Source organism: Rikenella microfusus DSM 15922 (genome assembly GCF_000427365.1).
GTDB classification, from domain to species: Bacteria; Bacteroidota; Bacteroidia; order Bacteroidales; family Rikenellaceae; genus Rikenella; species Rikenella microfusus.
The window spans coordinates 336,358-356,790 of record NZ_KE386488.1 but is presented as its reverse complement, the minus strand read 5'-3'; the positions used below and the strand labels follow the sequence as shown (position 1 = coordinate 356,790).

The following is a 20,433-nucleotide window of genomic DNA, read 5'->3' as shown; positions in this document are numbered from 1 at the left end:
TTAAACCTAGGTTTAAAAAGTACTCCTGGCTTCTTTCTTGGTGCCGAAGTAGGGTAAAATCTGCTGACCCGGGAATGTGCGATTTTCCGATCCGACGTGAGTCGGGAACGGGGAATCGCATTCCCGGCGACTTCTTTGCTTGCTTTCTTGGTCGCGCAAGAAAGCAAGTGCCCCCGCGGCATGAGCGGGAAAGAAAGAACAAGCGCCTGTCGGCGAAAGACATACAATTAAACCTACGGTTAAATTAGGCTTCCGCGTCAGCGGGCGGGCCGGACGCCTCCCCTCGGGAGGCCCGCAATTCGTCGCTCTACGCGCCGAAAGTTGCGACCGCTCCCGGGCGTCCGACCATAAAAATAATTGTAGGGTTAAATATTATGTTTGCAAAGGGCCGCGGCCTGCGGGGAATAGGGTACTTTCAGCCCGGCTGGAGTGCCCGGCGGCACCGGGCCTCCTCTGCGGAAGATCGTCCGGGGTGGCTTCGGCTATAAAATTAACCGTACCGTTCCATGCCTCCGTTTTTACCCTGTTCGTTTATCGGGTAAAGAAAACCTTAGGGCTTTCGGTTAAATATTACATAACAATGCCTCCGATGCAACGCCGCGAACACGAAGCGCCGAATCCCGGCAAAGGGGCGTATTCGGGAAATTCGTCGCGGTGCGACTCCACATACTCCACGGCATAACGCAGAAATGTACGCGCATCGCGCAATGCCTGCCGTGCCAGGAGCTGCCACTCTCCGGTCGTCGCAGCCCCGAACGTCCGGCGCAGGGTGGTCCCCGTTCCGTTGTTTTCGGTCTGCCCGGTAGACCGGGCGGTAACTTCCCGGGTGGTCACGTCGTTCTGTTCGGAGGTGGTTTTCGTCGAAGCCGTATCGTTGCCCGACACTTCACTGGTACTTTCGGATGTTTCGGAACGAGTGGAGGCCCCGGCCTCTTCCTCCGAGGCGGTCGTGTCGTCGGTGGTCTTCCGGGTTCCGTCGCTCTGATCGACGACGCTCTCTTCGATGGCGATGATCGAAAGCTCCGTATCGGATTGTTCGGCCCTGTCGCTTTCCGACGTGGTACGGTCGGTATCGCTGATGACGGTTGTCCGTTGCTCTTTTTCTTCGCGGAGCAGGCTCTCGTCGGAGTTTTGTTCGCTGGAGGAATGGCTGGTCGTCGTGCGCCGGGTCGTGTCGGAGGCGGTCTTGTCGGCCACCTGCATCCGGCTGAGTTCCTGTCGGGAAGTATCCGTACGATCCTGTTGGTCGCTGCGGGTGGCGGAGGTGGTCTGCTCGCTCTCTTCGGCGGAGGGACGCACCGCGCCGCGGTCGGAAACCCGGACGGCCAGTTCCCCGATCAGTTCGTAACGGACGTAATGGGCCAGGGCCGGCCGGATGTATCCGCTGACAAAACTGTCGTATTGTTCGAGAATCATCTTACGGTACATGGCCTCGCCGAATGCGGGACGAATATACCGCAATTGGGCGGCTTCGATCCGATAGGCCCGTATGTGGGCGGCTTCGATGGCGTCGTCGGGCGAAAATGCCAGCCCGAGCACCTCTTCGGGGGTAATCAGTTGCATAAGTTTCGATATACGTAAAAAATAAACGATATAGGAAGGTCGCTCCGACCCCAGGTTACCTTGTGCCGGAGACCTCGCACCCGTTGTCGGTCGGGTAGTCGTACGGTTAAAAGGCCGGGGCCAGCGAGGCCCAAACGAGTATCGCGAGTTTCAGTTGCAATTAACCATACGGTTATTGACTCAAGGTCGCAGCCTGCGGGGAACGCAACAATCGCGTGAGCGATTGATTTTGCGGGCCTCCACTGCGGGAGGCTGCGGCCCGCCCGCTATCGCGGAAACTTGTTTTAACCGTAGGTTTAAAAGCACTTCCGGCTTCTGACACTGGTACTGAAGTACGGGCAGAGGCTGCTGGCCCGGGAATGTGCGATTTCCCGCTTCCGACTCCCGTCGGATCGGGGAATCGCATTCCCGGCGAGTTTTTTTGCCTTCTTTTTTGCTCGCCCAAAAAAGAAGGTGCCCCGCCGGCATGAGGCGTCGGGAGAAACCGGTACCCCCGCGGCATGAGCGGGAAAGAAAGAACAAACGCCTGTCGGCGAAAGACATACAATTAAACCTACGGTTCTTTGTGAAGAATCCGCGTTAGCGGGCGGGCCGGACGCCTCCCCATCGGGAGGCCCGCTACCGTCGTACACTCGGAGCGGTCTCCCGGGCGTCCGACCCGAATAAGAAATAACTGTACAGTTAATTTTATGGCCGGAGCCAGCGGAGCCAAAACAAGCGTAGCGCAGTTGCAGGCCTTCGCCCGGGGTGGCTCCGGCCTGACTAAGGGAGAACGTTGCAATAAACTGTACGATTATAACACCGCATTTATCTATAACACCGCATTTATCGACGTTGCGACCTCATCGGAGCAAACTCCCGGTCCGGCGTCGGGCTTCCGCACGGAAGGCTGAGGCCTGCTCGCTGACACGGGAGCAGCGGGTCAAAACCTCCGGCCCGTCAGGGGATACATTGATACGGCTCCGGCACCGTTCTCACCCCGGTTAAAACACGCTAAATCTGCGACAGGAAAAGCTGTTGAGCCGGGTCGTCCGGATCGTAATCGAAGCCGTCCGCCTTGCGGGCCTCCCATACGCGCATATAGTCCGGCTTGACCTCGAACGGCGGCCGGTTTACGAATGCCAGCGACGAGGTATGCTCCCGGAACAGGTCGGCGCACACCGCCCGCACGGGTTCGATGATCTCCTGTTGTTCGACCCGTATCAGCGTGTTCAGCGCGATATTGTACTCGTGCCGCACGCGGTCGGCCGAAAAACCGGTCGAATATTCCAACCCGCTCAACGTCCGGAACCAGCTGTGAGCCACGATAATATCCGAAACGGCCTGGTCGTGGAGCGATTTCCAGTCGCCGTCGCTGGAAGTCTCGATCGGAACGAATTTGGTCGTATCGCCCTCGATGCCGTTCTTCACGAGAAACATCACCTGCCCCGGTTTTCCGGCAAACTTCTCTTCGGCCAGCTGTGCGATCCTGGCCGCTTCCTGTTCGGAATCGGTGTCGCCGTCGAGCACCATCACCCCGGAGGGTTGGAAAGCATTGTCGAGCCGCGAGAGGTTCCATCGGTCGGTCTTCCAGACGATGGCCGAAGCCCCCAGCCCGGCGATGTACTTCGGTACGCCGTAGTGTTCGAACATAGGTTCGTAGTCCTTGTAATGGATCATGGCCCGCAGGGTGCCGTCGGGCCGCTCTTCGAAAGCGGGGTACAGAGGCAGCACGACCGATTCGGACGGCCGGTACTGGCGCCAGTCGTGATGCAGCACGACATGCCCTCCGTCGCGCGATAGACGGCACCGGGTGGCGTCCTGGTGATAGAGGGAGAGAAAGTTACGGCCGGAGTCGGTGACGATCTCCAGAAAAGCGTTGCCGAACAGGCAACGGTCGAGGGCGATACGCTGGATAACGGTACGCAGGCTTTGCCCGTCTGCGTTGGCCTCTTTCACGAGCGCGGCGGTGCGGGGGCTGCTTTCGTCGACGGTCAGCCCGCTGCCGCTGATGTAATCGGCTTTATCGTTGATAATACGGCGATGGATCGTCGAACTGCGCGAAAGGGCGGCGAGCGCTTCGGGCAGCCGGTTGTCGGCCCCCCACCGCCAGACGTCGCGCCGGGCGGCGGCGACTACGGGCCGGGGCACCGGCGCGGCGGCCTGTCCGACGACGAAAATCCGGCCGTTATGTTTTGTTGCGGTTGTCATCATGAATAAGATTAGGCGACTATATACGACTTTACACGAACCCGGTTTCGGCTCAGCGGTGCCGCCGGGCACTCCGACCGGGAATTTTCTTTGTCGCAAAGGGGCGGCGCGAGCCGAAAAATCAGGCCGTGTAAATGGCATATGATGATCTGAGATTAATGCAATAGGTTGCTGTAAACAATCGGGTGCGAACCGAAGTTCCATTGCGAACCGGGGTTCCGTGAAGAAACGTTCGGATCGTCCGCCGGGTTTAAATCATGTTACGTTTAAAATCGTACAATTATTTTTATGGTCGGACGCCCGGGAGCGGTCGCAACTTTCGGCGCGTAGAGCGACGAATTGCGGGCCTCCCGTGGGGAGGCGTCCGGCCCGCCCGCTGACGCGGGAACTGATTCTTAACCGTAGGTTTAATTGTGTGTCTTTTGCCGACAGGCGTTTGTTTTTCTTCGCCCGCTCATGCCGCGGGGGCACTTGCTTTCTTGCGCGACCAAGAAAGCAAGCAAAGAAGTCGCCGGGAATGCGATTCCCCGTTCCAGACTCCCGTCGGAACGGAAAATCGCACATTCCCGGGTTTGCAGCCTCTACCCGTACTTCGACACCAAGAAAGAAGCCAGGAGTACTTTTTAAACCTACTTTTAATTTGCAGATTCAAGGCCGGAGCCAGCGAGGACTGCTTGCAGGCCTACGCCGGGGGTGGCTCCGGCCTGACTGAGGGAGAATATTGTAATAAACCGTACGGTTAATCGTCTGCGTGCCGGGCAGTGCCGGGCAGTACCGGACTACGGTTCCGGAACAGCCGAATAGGAGACCACGATCAGCTCCGGAAGCAGATAGTCGCACCCCGCCATGAACGTGGCCCGCTGCCGGTTCTCCATCTGGTCCGGATTATACCACATCGACACCTCGGAACCCGGGAAATCGGACGTATTGACCGCTACGGCCAGGTTTCGGCTGTCCGTCAGGATCGCCCAGGACTCGGGGAGGTCTCCCACCGCCGTCAGGTAAGCATCGGCCTGAATATCCACTACCGGAATGCCGCGGAACGACAGACGGTCGATACCGTTGATCCTGGCCGCACGCACGCTGTCGAGCGAGCCGCTCAGGAGGCTCTCCTCGTAATTCTCGGCCACGTCGCGCGTTACGAGCAGTACCAGATGACCGTCGGCTTTCATCCCGCGCAGAGAGGCCGGCGCAGCCGCATACATCGCCTGGAACAGCTTTTCGGCATTGCCCGCCGTGGCCATCGAGGTCATTTCCACCTTTTTCACATCGTCCGCCGCAGCGCCGGTGTCGTCGATCAGCCGTTTGAAAAAGCCGTCGAAGGTATTGAAGCCGCTCGCGCGTTCGGTGTCGCCCACCCACATGGTCGCGCGTACAGACTCGGCGATCGCTTCGCGGAACAGGGCCGTTTCGGCCTCTTCCAGCTCGGTGCCGGACAGGTCGCCGAGATTGACGTCGGGACGTCCCACGATGCGTTCGTAAACCATCGAGAAGTAATCCTCGGCGGCATAGCCCATTTCGGCTTTCACTTTGTGCAATTCGATGATTTTCTGGTATTTGTCCGATGCGGCGGAGCCGTTCCAGCCGGCGCTGTATTTCTGGAGCAGGTCGGTACCCCGTTTCCAGAAGTTGAGCGTGGTGGGTACCGGCATGTTGTACATCATGCGGATACCGAGTTCCAAAGCATCGGGACCGCTTACGAGCGGGCGGAAAAAGACGGTTTCCAGTTCGTTGCCGGTGTAGTTCTTGGGGTTGGCGATAATTTTTCCCATAGTTTTATGAATTTTGGTTTCGGTTTCGCCGCTTCTCTATCCGGAATATACCGAACGGATCGGCGGCATTTTGTTAATAAAATTGTTAATAAGTACGCATACCGGAATGGGCACCGGCAGAGAGAGCGTTCGCGATGGAACTGTCAAGAATAAATCACAGGCTGCAGGCCGGAAGATGCAGCGGGTTCTTTCGGATCGACAACCTCCGTTTGGGCGAGCGGGGTTCGGCTTTACTCGGCGGAGGCCCGGCGAACCGGGTTTAACTACCCTAAATTACGGTCCCTTCCGGATACCCGATTTCAGAAATAACCGTACGGTTAAAAACAAGTTTCCGCGCCAGCGGGCGGGCCGGACGCCTCCCCCTCGGGAGGCCCGCAATTCGTCGCTTTACGCGCCGAAAGTTGCGACCGCTCCCGGGCGTCCGACCGTAGAAATAATCGTACGGTTAATTGTCCGCGTAGCGGTCAGCCCGGAGCCACCCCCGGCGAAGGGCTGCAACCTGCGCTGTGCTTGGTCTTGCCTCCGCTGGCTCCGGGCAGGCCTCCGCTTGTCCCTTTGGGGCTTCGACTTCGGACAGAGGCTGCCGGCCCGGGAATGTGCGATTTCCCGGTCCGACGGGAGTCGGGAACGGGGAATCGCATTCCCGGCGACTTTTTTGTCTCCTTTTTTGGTCGTGTAAAAAAGGAGATGCCTCGCCGGCATGAGGCGTCCGGAGAAACCGGTGCCCCACGGCAGGAGCGGGCGAAGAAAAACAAACGCCCGTCGGCGAAAGGCAGTACTTTTAACCGTACTATTTTATTCATTTCGGGCAGGCACACGGGAGGCTTCGGGCAGTTACAGCCCGGCGAGATCGGAACGATCCCCGCCCGGAAACACGGAGGCTCGCAGCCCCGGAGACCCGAAGATCCGAAGGCACGCAGCCGGCAGCGACAGTCATCGCTTCGAGAATCCCCCCGCCAGAATCCTCCCCCCGCGCGGAGCCAGTTCCGTCTCCACGATACCCGTCAGCGCATCCGGCCCGTCGTCGTGCGCATTCGCCCGGAACACCCGCCGGAACCCGCACACGTCCGCCGCGAACTCCGGCCAGCGCACCCGCCAATCCTCCGGCATACGTACCTGCCGCACCACCGTAGCCGCATGCGTCAGGATACGCGCCTCCTTATTGCTCCGCTGGTGGAACAGCCTCAACGTACAGCTCCGCACCCCCGCCTCGCGCAGCCGCCGTTCCACCGCTCGTCCGAACCCGCGCCCCCCGTTGTTGCTCTCCACCTGGGCCAGCGTCGTCCCGTTGCGTTCCAGCATCGCCGCCACCGCCGCTTCCGTCTCCTCCATCGGCCGCGACGTATAGACCACATCCGTCACGTAACACAATCCATCCTCCGCCACCGCGTAACAGATCGAACAGAGGCGGTCTTCCCCCGTATCCGCCGTGTCCGTGTAGTTGGCCCGGCGCAGCAGGCCCGCCGGCAACGCCGCGTACGTTCCGAAATCGCCGTACAACAACCCCTCGCGCACCACCGGGTTGCCTTGGAACAGCGCCTCGAACAGCGTCGGGTCGGCGCTGCGCCGCTGTGCCAGCCACCCCGCCGAATGACGGCCCGGCCAGAGCGCTTCGCCCTCCTCCCGCGGATCCAGTTCCGTCGGCGGCCCCGTCTTTAGCGCCTCGAACGACACCGCCACCCAGGTTCCCGTCGGGACCCCCTCCGTCTGGCCCCACTCCGATAACTCCACCACCCGTTCCGTCCGCTTCAGGCGTCCGATCAGGTCGTCCTCATGCCAGCGCGTGCCGACCAGCAATTCCCGCGAAGCATCGTGCAGCCGCGTGCGCGCCACCGCATGGTACCACTCCCATATCCGTTCGCGTACCAGCGGCGAATGAGCCTCCAGCGCATCCTTGTACAAGTCGTCGGCGACCAGCACGTCCACCCGGTCGCCCGTCAGCGATCCCGTGCGCCCGACCGCTTTCAGACCGCCCCCGAACCCCACGCAGTCGAATTCCTGTGCCGTGCGCCGCGCCGTCCGTTCCTGTTGTACGCGCGGTCCGGTCCCTTTGATGAGCGTGGCGGGGAAAACCGTCCGGTAGCTCCCTTCGGACATCAGCCGCTGCACCTGCTGCCCGAAGCGGCCCGCCAGCGAAAACGAATAGGATGCCACCGCGATGCGTATCCGGGGATCGCGTCCCAGCAGATAGGCCGGCAACAGTACCGACGCGCCGAAACTCTTGCCGTGCTGCGGCGGCACGCTGACCATCATCCGCCGGATACGCCCCTCCGCAAAGGCGTCCAACAGCCGGTAGTAGGCCCGATGGAACGGCGTCCATTCCACGTCGGGCCGCACGGTCGCCGCGAACGCCGCCAGCGAACGCCGCGCCCACTCCTCCTGCGGACGATTCATCCCGATGACCGGAGTCTGCCCCCGCTTACCGTCCCCGCACCTCTTCGGGCGGCCGTCGTTTCCGGAGGCGGAATCCCCGCGCCCGACGGCTGCAAGGGTGCTTCCGCCTCCATCGGCCGGAATACGGCTGCCCCCGTCCGCAGGCCCGCGTCCGTTTCCTGCAACCCGGAAATGTCCGGTTTCGTATCCGGAACCATTGCCGAATTCCGTTCCGGGGCTGCCCCCGTCGTCCGGGACTCCGCTCCTGCAGGCCGAAATATTTCCGTTTCCGTTGCCGGACGAAACACCGTCGCCACCGACGATTCGGCGCTCGTCGCAGTCACTGTCCGCTCCGTCGCGGGAACGGTATCTTCCGTGCAGACTTCCGTCGTTGCCGACGACAGGACCGGCCCTCTTTTCCGATACGGCGTGCAAACCGCTCCGTTCCTCTTTTCGTGTCATTCCCCTTTACCGTCCTCCTTTCCCTCCCGCCACAGCGCCGCAGGCACTAAGGCGGCCTCGACCTCGCGCAAGGCTCCGTCCGACAACCGGCTCAAATCGACCGTCGCCAACGGCTCGTCCGCTTCCGGCTCCGGCAACCGGCCCGCTTCACGAACCATTCGGAGGCGCAGTTCCGTACAACGTTCCAGCCCGCGCAAAGCCGCCATATAAGCCCGTGCCTGCGGTACGAGGTTTTCTTCCATTTCCGAAGGCCTGACCCATTCGGCCGCCTGTCGGTAACACGCTTCCAGTGCCGCGACGTTCCGCAATTCTTCTTCCAGAAAATTCGTCCTCATCGCGGCCTCCTTCCCGGCCTCCCGACCGAACTGCCGTACATCCGCCGTCCGCATCGGGACAAAGAAAACAAAGACATAACCGAATAAATTTTGTCAATTATATATTTTACATAGCATCTCTTTTTTCGGTCCGCGCCGCTCCCGACCGTCGGGAGCCGTGCGGGCCGAAAAGCCGGCGATTTTTCAGAATTGCATCAATAAAAACCGTACAATTAAATGGCAGGACATGCTTTGCGACCTTCAGGTCGCGCGGGCCGCAGCCTCCCGCAGCGGAGGCCCGCAAAATCAATCGCTCACGCGATCGTTGCGTGCCCCGCAGGCTGCGACCCTTAGCAAACAGAATATTTAACCGTACTTTTAATTTGCAGATTCAAAGCCGGAGCCAGCGGAGCCGCAACAAGCGCAGCGCAGTTGCAGGCCTACGCCGGGGGTGGCTCCGGCCTGGCTAAGGGAGAACATGGTAATCATGCAGGCTTAAAAAATACTCCCGGCTTTTCCCTTGGTATCGAAGTAGGGACAGAGGCTACCGGCCCGGGAATCGCATTCCCGGCGGGTTCTTTGCTTGCTTTCTTGCCCGTTCAAGAAAGCAAGTGCCTCCGCGGCACGAGCGGGCGAAGAAAGAACAAAAGCCCGTCGGCGACAGACAGTACATTGAAACCTACGTTTTCTTGTATAGGCCCGCCGCCCGCGGCAACCGGACAATCCATGGACCGAAACCACCCCCGGCCAAAGGCTGGGCTGCAGCGGGAGACTGCGGCCCGTTCTCATTCCGGATACATAATTCCATTAAAAAATATCACATTAGGTGATTTTTTTATTTATTACGGACAATTCCGGTACGCAGTTTGTGAGTAGAAAATTAGTATGACCCATTATCGAAATATGTCAGATTGTCCGTATACCGGCACAGCCGTGTCAGGCGGCCCGTCCCTGCCGTTCCCGCGCCGCCGGCCGGAATATCCTTCCCGTTTCCGGCGTGAAATTTCCGGGCCGCATTGCACGGAGCAACGATTATTTATATATTCGCAACATATAATAATCGGTCTGCCGTATTGTTTTACAAAGATACGCCCCGTTTCCGCCGCAGGAAAACGGATGCGAATCCTATTACACTATTAATTATATCGCATAGCTTATGTCCTCTTTCCGCTTTCCGCCGCAATCCGCAGGCCGGGCCACGGAATAATTCTCCGTCCCGTTCCGCCCGCGCCGTTTCCAGCCCCAGCCAGCCTAAAAACGCGATATATATTTCTATTCGTTTATTTCATATAAAATTCATCTTTATGGACAATACCACACCCTCCGTTATTTTCCGCCATCAGAGCGATTCCAATGTCGGCATACAGACGGTCCGCTACGGCCGCAACGCCATCGGATATATCGAGCAGGGCACCAAACTGATCCATTTGGCCGACAAATACGTCACCGTGCAGGCCGGCGAACTTTTCCACCTGAACCGGGGCACCCATTATGTCGAAAACAGCCCCCAGGACGCCTCCCATCCGTTTCGGCAGACCCTCTTCTTCTATACTCCGGCCGACCTGCGCAACAGCTTCACCCCACAGGAAAATATCACCGCGGTGAACCGTCTCTGCGCCCTGTGCCGCAACCGCACCGAGGTCTACACTTACCCGGCGTGGCCCGTGATCGAAGATTTTTTCCGCTCCGTACACCGGTTCGTCGCCGCCCAGGTCCATCTTTCCAATCCCGAACTGGGACACCTCAAGCTCTGTGAGTTGGTACAATTGCTGATGACTCGGCCCGGATGCTGTATTTGCCGTCCGGTGTGCGCGTCCTTTTCGGACGGCCCTCACACCCTGCCCGAAGTGGTGCGCGAGAATGTCCTCTCCGGGGCCGGGCTCCAGGAATTGGCCGCCTTGTGCGGCATGAGCCTGAGTATGTTCAAGAATGAATTCCGCCGCCATTTCCACACTTCGCCCCACAGGTGGCTCAACGAACAACGGTTGGCCCACGCACGGCTTCAACTGATTACCTCGCCCCGGTCTGTAGCCGAAATCGCCCGCGAATGCCGTTTCAACAACCCCTCGCATTTCATCAAGCTGTTCCGGGAACGTTTCGGTGCGACGCCTTCCGCCTATCGCCGTAATTACGACAAGAAATAACCGGTTCCGACCGGCAAGTGTTTACACGGAACATACCGGACACAGCGAGTTCCGTTTCCCGGTGACTACAGCCAAACGTACCCGTTGTTTCTCAGGTCGGACGCCCGGGAGCGGTCGCAACTTTCGGCGCGTAGAACGACGAATTGCGGGCCTCCCGAGGGGGAGGCGTCCGGCCCGCCTGCTAACGCGGAAATTTATTTTTAACCGTACGATTTAAAATCAGTCTCCGCGTCAGCGGTCAGCCCGGAGCCACCCCCGGCGCAGGGCTGCAACCTGCGGTTTTGCCCTCGCTGGCTCCGGGCGGCAACATATATTAATCGTACGGTTATTTACCCAAGAGCGCAACCTGCGGAGAACGGAAACAAGTCTTGCGAGCGAGCAGGCTTCCGCAGGCTGCAATCTTCCTCCCGCAGAGATTCGCTCCGCCTGTCGTTCGTTCCCTTGCAGCCTGTCCCCTTTGTACCTGATGGCGGAAAAGCTGTGTAGTCCGTCGTAAACCGGGGGATAATCATCGCGAGCACGATCGCGTTTCGACCCGCTTGCCGCACCTGAAACGAGGCTTTGCGTGGCGCCGTAAGCCAGCCATCCGCAAACAGAACCGCAAGCAGAGCCGGCAACAGAACTGCAAATAGAACCGGTAACAGAACCGGAAGCACTTTCCGCCAACCGTACGGCAGCAACCGTCAAACCACCGTGTCCGTTCGCCAATTTCATTTGATTCGCAGTCCCGTCCCTTTCACCTTTGTCAGCGCAAGGCTTGCACGGGGCGTACCCGAAAACCCCGCAGACAGAGTAGGGAACACTTTTTTATAGCTTGAGATTATGTATCTGATTATCTGCAGTGGCGGTGTACTGCTACCACGAAAACTTAACATTCCGGTCTGTGCTGCCGGAATCAAGCCGGAGAATAACATCGCGGTTAAAGAGTGGCGCTGGCCGTACGCAAATTCACCCGGAGACGTGTTGGCCGCCTTCGGCCCCGGAATGCCTTATTGTTCCGATAATTCCGGCAACCTTGAATCCGACATGACCCTGGAATTCCAACATCCGGAAGACGGAGTCTATTTTCTGGAAGACAACAAATGGCAGCCCTTTGCCTTAAAGGGCGGCGAGGCTGCACTGAAGAATAATCTCCTCGAACTGATCCAACAATGTGCTCTCAGTTCGAAACCGATTTTCCTGGCCGTTTATAAGTAGGCCGGTTTATGCGGTCCATAGTTTCGCCGGGCGCCCTTATTCGGAGCGCCCGGACTTCTTCGTGCGTCAGGCAGTTCCCTCGGTTCAATTGACCCGGAACGCCCGTGTGACGCCATTTACTTTCTTGAGTTTGTAAAGTACCATATCGACCGCCTGGGCGCTTGTCACTTCGATCGAGAGCTGCCCCTCCATGACGCCCCGCTGCGCCCCGAACGACATCGAACGGATATTCAGTTTCAGCTCCTGCGAAATCAGGTCCGTGACGCGCCCCGCCAGTCCCGGCACGTCATCGCCCTGTACGCGGATCGTGGCCCGGAAAGCCCCCGACGAAGAGGTCGCACGCCACCGGGCGCTCAGCACCCGGTACGGATACAGCTCCCTCAGACGCGCCGCGTTCGGGCAATCCGTGCGGTGAATCGTGATGCCGTTATGGATGGTCACGAAACCGAATACCGGGTCGCCGTAGATCGGATTGCAGCAGCGGGCCAGCTTGTAGTCCACGTTTTTCAGCGTCTCGTCTATGACCAGACAGTCGTCCCCTTTCGACGAAGCCGCCTCGCCCTCCGTTTTCGTCCGGCGCGGCTGTATCTCCGGCGCCGCCGCGCCCCCGTTTTCCGCATATCGGGCCAGTACCTCCTTGACCTCCGCCATCGGTACCCGCTGTTCCGAAATCAGCGCATAGACCTCGAACCCGGTTTTGATTTTGTAATGTTTCGAAAGGGCCGTTACCGCCTCTTCGATGGTCAGCGGCAGTTTCCAGTTTTTCACCTTCCGCTCCAGCTCCTCGCGGCCCAGCTGGGCGTTGCGGGCCTCGTCCTCGCGCAGGATCTGCCTGATCTTGGCTTTCGCCTTGGAAGTCACCACCACGTCCAGCCATCCCGCCTTGGGCCGCTGCGAACGGGAGGTGGCGATCTCCACCACGTCTCCGTTGCGCAGCCGCTCGCGCATCGACACGTTGCGCCCGTTCACCTTGCCGCCCGTGCACATGGCCCCCAGGTTGGAGTGGATATCGAAAGCGAAGTCGAGCAGCGTGGCCCCCTCCGGCAACTTGCGCAGGTCGCCCGTGGGGGTGAAGACGAACACCTCGCGACTGCTCAGGGCCAGGTCGAACCGTTCGGCGATGGTCTCGGTGGCCGACGCCGTTTCGACCAGTTCGCGCAGGCGGGCGAGCCACTGCTCGCTGCCGAGGCCCCCGCCGCCGACCCCCTTGTAACGCCAGTGGGCGGCGACGCCCCGCTCGGCCACTTCGTCCATCCGCCGCGTGCGTATCTGCACCTCGACCCACCGGCCCTCGGGCGTTACGACCGTGGTGTGCAGCGACTCGTATCCGTTGGACTTGGGGATCGAAATCCAGTCCCGCATCCGGTCGGGATTGGGGGTGTAGAAATCCGTTACTACGGAGTAAACCGACCAGCACTGCATCTTCTCTTCGGCGGGCGGGCAGTCGATGATGATGCGGATGGCGAACAGGTCGTATACCTCCTCGAAAGGCACCTTCTGCTTGCGCATTTTGCGCCAGATGGAATAGACCGATTTGGTGCGGCTTTTGAGCTTGTAGCGGATACCGAGGGCACGCAGGCGCTCTTCGACGGGCTGTACGAAACCGGCGATGAAGCGTTCGCGTTCGCCGGCCCCTTCGGAGAGTTTGCGCACGATGTGGTCGTACTCTTTCGGTTCGAGGTATTTGAGCGAGAGGTCTTCCATCTCGGACTTGACGGCATAGAGACCCAGCTTGTGGGCGAGCTGGGAATAGAGGTTGAGGGTCTCCCACGATTTCTTGTTGCGCTTGAGTTCGGGGAAGCTCTCCAGGGCGCGCATCACTTCGAGCCGGTCGGCCATCTTGATGAGAATCACGCGGGGATCAGTGGAATAGGAGACGATCAGTTCGCGGAAATTATCGGCCTGGAGGGTAGAGGTCTTCGGATCGACTTCGGAGATATTGTTGAGGCCCCGGACGATGGCTTCGCACTGAGGGCCGTACTCCCGGCCGATCTGTTCGGGGGACATCAGTCCGGTACGGGCCACGTCGTGCAACAGAGTGGCGACCACGGAGTTGCGGCCGAGGCCGATTTCGTCGGCGACGATCTGCGCGGTCTTTACGCTGTGGAACACGAAAGGGGTCCCGTCGTAGCGTTTCTGGCCGGCGAGGGAACGCACGGCGGCGTGCAGGGCGCGGCGGATATCGTTATAGGAGGCGTCGCTGAAAGCGGCGCGGGTACGGGTCAGGAAATCGCGGTACAGGCTCATGGTTCGATCGGATAAGTAATTAGGAATAAAAGTTCGGTTATATACCTGGGTACGCCGAATAGGTTCGACGGCAATTTTTCTTTTCGATTATATATTTCGGCATACCGACAGTTTTCGTCGGCGTTTCTTCGGCCTGCGCTCAGGCAGTTCCGCCGCTTCGGGGATGGGTACGGGCCGAAACATACTGAGAATCAATTATGCATATCGCACAGGGTAAAATCGCAGGTAATTATATACTATTTTACACTATGGTAATTTTTCGGCTCGCGCCGGACCCTCCGGGTCTTTTGCCCGGGTTTGCACCGCCTCGTGCCGTCCGGCGCCGAGCCGAAACAGGGTTGTCGGGAAACTTGTGCAAGGTTGTATATAGTCGCCAAATCGTATATAGTTACCGGATTAATACGAAAAAATCCGCACTTGTCGCATGGTTCCGGCAGCCGGGAGAGAGCGGTCTCCGTATTTCGTCGTACGGAAAAGGCCGGCTTGCGAAGGCCGGCCTCTGTTTTTTCAGACAGGACGGCCGTCCCGTCGTCGGAACCGCCCGCGTCCGGGCTATAATCCCCGGATATGTTTTTCCCAGGCCCACGCCGCGCGCAGGGTATCCCCCAGATCGCGTTCGGCCCGCCAGCCCAGTTCCGAGTTCGCCAGATCGGTCGAAGCCCATATCTTTTCCACGTCGCCCGGACGCCGCGGGGCGATCTTGTGCGGCACCGGCACGCCGTTCACCTGTTCGAACAGCCGCACCAGTTCGAGCACCGACACCGGTTTGCCCGTACCGATGTTGAAAATTTCGTAGCGTTCCGTCGAACGCCCCTGTACCATGCGGTCCACGGCCACCACGTGCGCCCGCGCCAGATCGACCACGTCGATGTAGTCCCGCAGGCACGATCCGTCGGGGGTATCGTAGTCGTCGCCGAATACCGACAACTCTTTGCGGATACCGGCGGCGGTCTGGGTGATGAACGGCACCAGGTTGGCCGGCACGCCTTTGGGCAGCTCGCCGATCAGGGCCGAGGGGTGCGCCCCGATGGGGTTGAAATAACGAAGGGCGATGGCTTTCAGGAAAGGTATGGCCGCCACGGTGTCCTGGATGATGTCTTCGCTCATCTGCTTGGTCAGGCCGTAGGGCGAGTTGGCACGCTGGCGCGGGGTCTGTTCGGTGGCGGGCAGCGTTTCGGGCTGGCCGTAGACGGTCGCCGACGACGAGAAGACGATGTTCGGCACGTCGAATTCTTTCATCAGGCTCAGCACGCACAGCAGCGAGTCGAGGTTGTTGCGGAAATATTTGAGCGGCTCGGCCACCGATTCGCCGACGGCTTTGTAGGCGGCGAAGTGAATCACGGAGTCGAACGCGTACCGGGCGAATACTTCCCGGCGCAGGGCGTCGATGTCGCAGCAGTCCACCTGTACGAAAGGTACGGGGCGGCCGACGATCTGTTCGACGCCTTTCACGGCGGAGAGGTCGGAGTTAGAAAGGTTGTCGGCGATGACGACGTCGTAACCGGCGTTGATGAGTTCGACGGCGGTGTGGGTGCCGATGTACCCGGCTCCGCCGGCTACGAGCACGGTCTTGTTCTTGTTGGATGACATATCGTTAGTATTGTTGATTCATACTTTCCGCCCCGAGGGCGCTTTTCGGCCGGAGCCGGCGGTATTTTCCGACACTCCGGGTGTCATTATCCTTTTCGGGCCGCAGCCGGCGGTCTCTTTGGATACTCCGCAGGGAGGGGCAATATCCTTTTCGGGCCGCAGCCTGCGGAGCCGAAACGAGTCTTGCGAGTTGCGGGCCTCCGCCGCCGGAGGCTGCGGCCCGCCCGCTGTCGCGGAATCCCGGCAGCCCGCTCCGCATCCTATTACGCTCCTTCGCCCTTTCAAGGTATTGCAAACTTTCGGAGCGGGTGCCGCTCGGCACCTCGGCCCGCCCGCTGCCGCGGGGCACTCCGAACGAGAGTTTGCATCGCCCTAACGGGAAGCCCGGTGATACCGTCGAACACCCCGGGCTGTAATTACTCTTTTCGCCCGGAGGGGTACGGCCTGCCCGCTGCCGCGGAATCTCAGCCACTCGCCCCGCATCCTATTGCGGCTCCGCGCTTACGCGTTCCGCCGCCGGAAACGTCCGACCCGTGCGGCTATGCAAGCCGCAATAAAACCGCCCCGCCCGAAATTACGGTTTCTGCATCACTTCGTGTTCGCCCAGTTCCCGTCCGTAACGGCCGATCAGCCGGTTCAGCGTTACGTTCACCCCGATGCCCAGCGCGATGTCCGTCAGCAGCACCCAATTGATTCCCAGTCCGGCGAATTCCGCCAGAGAAAAATTCAGCAGAATGAAACCGATCTCCATCAGCAGGAGGATACCCGTGCTCTGAAGGTGCGTCCGGTTCAGTTGGAGCAATTTGTGGTGCACATGGTTCTTGTCCGGATAGAACGGCGACTTGCCGCGCGAAATGCGGCTCACGAATACCCGACAGGTATCGAACACCGGTACGAACAACAGTCCCGCCACGATCGCCATCGTCGAACGGATGCCTAAGGTGATGAATGTCGTGTTTTCGAGGTTCATGAACTTCAGGCTCAGGAAGACGATCATGTAGCCCAGCGTCAGCGATCCCGTGTCGCCCATGAAGACTTTGAGCCGCGTCCCCAGCACGTTGTACTGGAAGAAGGCGATCAGCACTCCCACCATGCCGAAGGCGAACATGGCGTACACGAACAGTTGGTAATAGATGAAAAGAATGCCCAGCGAGGTCAGTATAATGGTTCCCAGCCCCGAGCAGAGGCCGTCCACGCCGTCGATCAGGTTGAAGGCATTGACTGTCAGTACCACGACGATAATGGTGAGCAGCGCGTCCAGCGCGAAAGGCAGCCGGTGCACGCCCAACAGCCCCTGAAGGTCGAATACCGTCACGCCGGCCAGCACCAGACAGGCCGCCGCGAATATCTGCACCACGAATTTGTTGCGGTACCCCACGCCGATCAGGTCGTCGGCCATCCCTACGAAGTAGAGGATCAGCATCCCGGCCATCACGAACAGGAATTCGGTCAGCAGTTCGATCTGCAGGTCGAGCGCGATGTCGTATCCGTAATAATACCTCAGCCCCAGCACGAAAGCGAACGAGAACAGGGCCGCCGGAAAGAACGACAACCCGCCCAGGCGCGGGACGGCGCCTTTGTGGACTTTCCGCGAGTTGTGTTCGTCGAACAGGCGTTTCATCTTGGCGATAATGACGATACGGGGAATGACGAACCATCCGATGGCCGCCGAAATAGCAAACGTCAATATCACGAATAGCACGTACATCATACAATAATGCTCGGTGGTGTTAGCACTGACAAATATAGGTATATATCCGGAGCCGTCCAACTCGTTTTACGGTCCGTCCTTTTTGATTATCTTTGCATGGTGGTTTTCGGCGGTGCGAGAGGAGCCCGGAAGCGCGGAGGTTCCGCGCTTCGTCGGGAAACGGGGCGTATTTAACCCTACGTTAATTTTATGGCCGGAGCCAGCGGAGCTGCAACAAGCGCAGCGCAGTTGCAGGCTTACGCCGGGGGTGGCTCCGGCCTGATCGCTACGCGGACAATTAACCCTACGTTTTTAACATTGCGATTCTTCCGAATCGCCGGCTTTTGCGCCGAAGCGGCTACGCCGCTTCGGGGGGTGGGCGCAAAGCCGAAGGAGTGAAACAGTTTAATCAAACAAATAACCATACGGTTATTTGTTTGGGGTCGCAGCCTGCGGGGAACGGGAACGAGCTTTGCGAGTGAAGCGGGCCTCCGCTGCGGGAGGCTGCGGCCCGCGCGACCTAAAGGTCGCAAAGCATGTCCCGGCCATTGAACCGTATGGTTATTTGTACGGTTAAAAACCGATTTCCGTACCGGCGGGCGGCAAACAGGAAAACATTCATAGTTCCGGCCGGACGGACGAACCGGAAATATCGGGCCCTACCCGATAAAAACGACGACAAACAGAGCACATACGACATATATGGAAATCACGGAACTGAGCGAGCAGGAGATCCTGCGGCGCGAATCGATGAACAAGCTGCGCGAAATGGGTATCGATCCCTATCCCGCGGCCGAATACAAAGTCACCGCGACCGCGGCGGAGATACGGCAGGGCTTCACCCCCGAAGCTCCGAATTTCCAGGATGCGGCCATCGCCGGACGCATCATGAGCCGCCGCATCATGGGCAGCGCGGCCTTCTTCGAACTACAGGACCACACCGGCCGCATACAGGTCTATATCAAGCGCGACGACATCGGTGTGGAAATGTACAATACCGTTTTTAAAAAACTGCTCGACATCGGCGACATCGTTGGAATCAAAGGGTTCGCCTTCATCACCAACATGGGCGAGCTGTCGGTGCACTGCCGCGAACTGACCGTGCTGAGCAAATCGCTGCGGCCGCTGCCCATCGTCAAGGAGAAAGACGGGCAGGTGTTCGACGCCTTCAGCGACCCCGAACAGCGCTACCGCATGCGCTACGTCGATCTGATCGTAAACCCTCAGGTAAGGGAAGTTTTCCTCAAACGGTCGAAAATCATCGCCACCATGCGCCGCTTCTTCGACGAACGCGGCTACGTGGAGGTCGAAACCCCCATCCTGCAACCCATCCCCGGCGGCGCGGCGGCGCGGCCCTTCATCACCCACCACAACACGCTCGACATCCCGCTGTACCTGCGCATCGCCAACGAGCTGTACCTCAAACGGCTCATCGTGGGCGGTTTCGACGGCGTGTACGAGTTCGCCAAGGACTTCCGTAACGAAGGGATGGACCGCACCCATAATCCGGAGTTCACCGTGATGGAGATCTACGTCGCCTACAAAGACTACCGGTGGATGATGGAGTTCACCGAACAGATGATCGAAACCGTGGCCCGCGAACTGCACGACGGGAGCACGACGGTGCGCATCGGCGATCGCGAGATCGACTTCCGGGCGCCGTTCCGCCGCCTCTCGATGACCGACGCGATCCGCGAAAAAACCGGATTCGACATCACCGGCAAGAGCGAAGAGGAGCTGCGGACGGCCTGCCGCGAGATGGGTATCGAGACCGACGCCACGATGGGCAAAGGCAAGCTGATCGACGCCATTTTCGGCGAAAAATGCGAGGAAGACCTCATCCAGCCCACCTTCATCACCGATTACCCGATCGAGATGTCGCCGCTGTGCAAACGCCACCGCGACAATCCCGACCTCACGGAACGTTTCGAACTGTTCGTGAACGGCAAGGAGCTGTGCAACGCCTATTCGGAACTGAACGACCCGGTGGACCAGCTGGAACGGTTCCAGGACCAGCTGCGACTCTCGGAAAAGGGCGACGACGAGGCGATGTTCATCGACATGGATTTCGTGCGGGCGCTGGAATACGGCATGCCGACCTGTTCGGGCATGGGGATCGGCATCGACCGCCTGACGATGTTCATGACCGACCAGGCGTCGATTCAGGACGTGCTGTTTTTCCCGCAGATGCGGCCCGAAAAGAAGGTCGTGCGCGACGAGCCGGAGGTATACGCGGCGCTGGGCGTCCCGGCCGAATGGGTCGCCGTGTTGCAGAAAATGGGGTACGTGACGGCGGCTTCGCTGGGCGGCCTGGCCCCGGGCAAGCTGTTCAACGACCTGTGCGGTTTCAACAAGAAGAACAAGCGGGGCCTCAAAAACCCGTCGGCGGACGAGGTGAAGGGCTGGATCGAGGCGGCGCAGTAAGAACCGACGTGTGCCCTGCATGACGGACGACAGGCGCCCCGGAACTTCAATTCCGGGGCGCCTGTCTGTATCCATGTTCCACCGGATCCCCCCGGGTCGGCGGCCTCTACCCGTATTTCGACACCAAGTAAGAAGCCGGGAGTACTTTTTAAATCTACAATTAATATATGTTGCCGCCCGGAGCCAGCGAGGGCAAAACCGCAGGTTGCAGCCCTTCGCCCGGGGTGGCTCCGGCCTGACTAAGGGAGAACATTGAAATAAACCGTACGTTTAATTTGCAGATTCAAGGCCGGAGCCAGCGGAGCCGCAACAAGCACCGCGCAGTTGCAGGCCGCCGCCCGGGGTGGCTCCGGCCTGCCCGCTAACGCGGAATCCTAAATTAAAATCGTAGAATTATTCGTAACTTTAGTCCTCAGTTCCGCCGCTTTCCCTGCCGGCTGTTTCCGGCCCCCGAGACACGACAAAAA

The 20,433-nt window shown here is 59.5% G+C and carries 11 protein-coding genes; 3 read left to right on the top strand and 8 right to left on the bottom strand.

The features are described 5' to 3' along the window. Positions 1-570 precede the first annotated feature (570 nt). The 5 genes from RIKMI_RS0102360 to RIKMI_RS0102330 all read right to left on the bottom strand — a co-directional run bounded on the left by RIKMI_RS0102360 (position 571) and on the right by RIKMI_RS0102330 (position 8,695). Positions 571-1,563: a DUF6712 family protein gene (locus RIKMI_RS0102360; protein WP_027290312.1), complete on the bottom strand. Its 993-nt coding sequence runs from the start codon at positions 1,561-1,563 to the stop codon at positions 571-573. Positions 1,564-2,556: 993 nt separating this feature from the next. After that, positions 2,557-3,753 (bottom strand): phage portal protein, encoded by a 1,197-nt coding sequence (locus RIKMI_RS0102350; protein WP_027290310.1) that lies wholly within the window; start codon positions 3,751-3,753, stop codon positions 2,557-2,559. 779 nt (positions 3,754-4,532) lie between these two features. Further along, complete coding sequence (locus tag RIKMI_RS0102345; protein ID WP_027290309.1) at positions 4,533-5,525, bottom strand: hypothetical protein; 993 nt, start codon at positions 5,523-5,525, stop codon at positions 4,533-4,535. 933 nt (positions 5,526-6,458) lie between these two features. Further along, positions 6,459-7,919, bottom strand: a complete 1,461-nt coding sequence (gene terL, locus RIKMI_RS12750) for a phage terminase large subunit (protein ID WP_037292072.1) — start codon at positions 7,917-7,919, stop codon at positions 6,459-6,461. A gap of 437 nt (positions 7,920-8,356) precedes the next feature. Continuing rightward, a complete protein-coding gene (locus tag RIKMI_RS0102330) occupies positions 8,357-8,695 on the bottom strand; it encodes a hypothetical protein (RefSeq protein ID WP_147288448.1) in 339 nt (112 codons plus the stop codon). Positions 8,696-9,978: 1,283 nt separating this feature from the next. On the opposite strand from RIKMI_RS0102330, the gene RIKMI_RS0102320 reads away from it, so the two are divergent. Together RIKMI_RS0102320 and RIKMI_RS14780 are read left to right on the top strand one after the other, a co-directional pair. Then, positions 9,979-10,818, top strand: coding sequence for a helix-turn-helix transcriptional regulator (locus tag RIKMI_RS0102320; protein WP_027290306.1), 840 nt, complete (start codon positions 9,979-9,981; stop codon positions 10,816-10,818). A gap of 822 nt (positions 10,819-11,640) precedes the next feature. Further along, the gene (locus RIKMI_RS14780) at positions 11,641-12,015 is read left to right on the top strand and encodes a hypothetical protein (RefSeq protein ID WP_147288449.1); all 375 of its coding nucleotides are present in this window, start codon (positions 11,641-11,643) and stop codon (positions 12,013-12,015) included. An 84-nt stretch (positions 12,016-12,099) separates the two neighbouring features. On the opposite strand, the gene RIKMI_RS0102305 is transcribed toward RIKMI_RS14780, so the two are convergent. From RIKMI_RS0102305 to RIKMI_RS12745, 3 genes are all read right to left on the bottom strand, one after another. Then, complete coding sequence (locus RIKMI_RS0102305; protein ID WP_037291370.1) at positions 12,100-14,262, bottom strand: RelA/SpoT family protein; 2,163 nt, start codon at positions 14,260-14,262, stop codon at positions 12,100-12,102. Positions 14,263-14,814: 552 nt separating this feature from the next. Then, positions 14,815-15,852, bottom strand: coding sequence for a UDP-glucose 4-epimerase GalE (galE, locus tag RIKMI_RS0102300; protein ID WP_027290303.1), 1,038 nt, complete (start codon positions 15,850-15,852; stop codon positions 14,815-14,817). 574 nt (positions 15,853-16,426) lie between these two features. Then, positions 16,427-17,563 (bottom strand): MraY family glycosyltransferase, encoded by a 1,137-nt coding sequence (locus tag RIKMI_RS12745; RefSeq protein ID WP_084135149.1) that lies wholly within the window; start codon positions 17,561-17,563, stop codon positions 16,427-16,429. A gap of 681 nt (positions 17,564-18,244) precedes the next feature. Between RIKMI_RS12745 and lysS the strand changes: the two genes are divergently transcribed. After that, positions 18,245-19,966, top strand: a complete 1,722-nt coding sequence (lysS, locus tag RIKMI_RS0102285; RefSeq protein ID WP_027290301.1) for a lysine--tRNA ligase — start codon at positions 18,245-18,247, stop codon at positions 19,964-19,966. Positions 19,967-20,433: the final 467 nt, after the last annotated feature.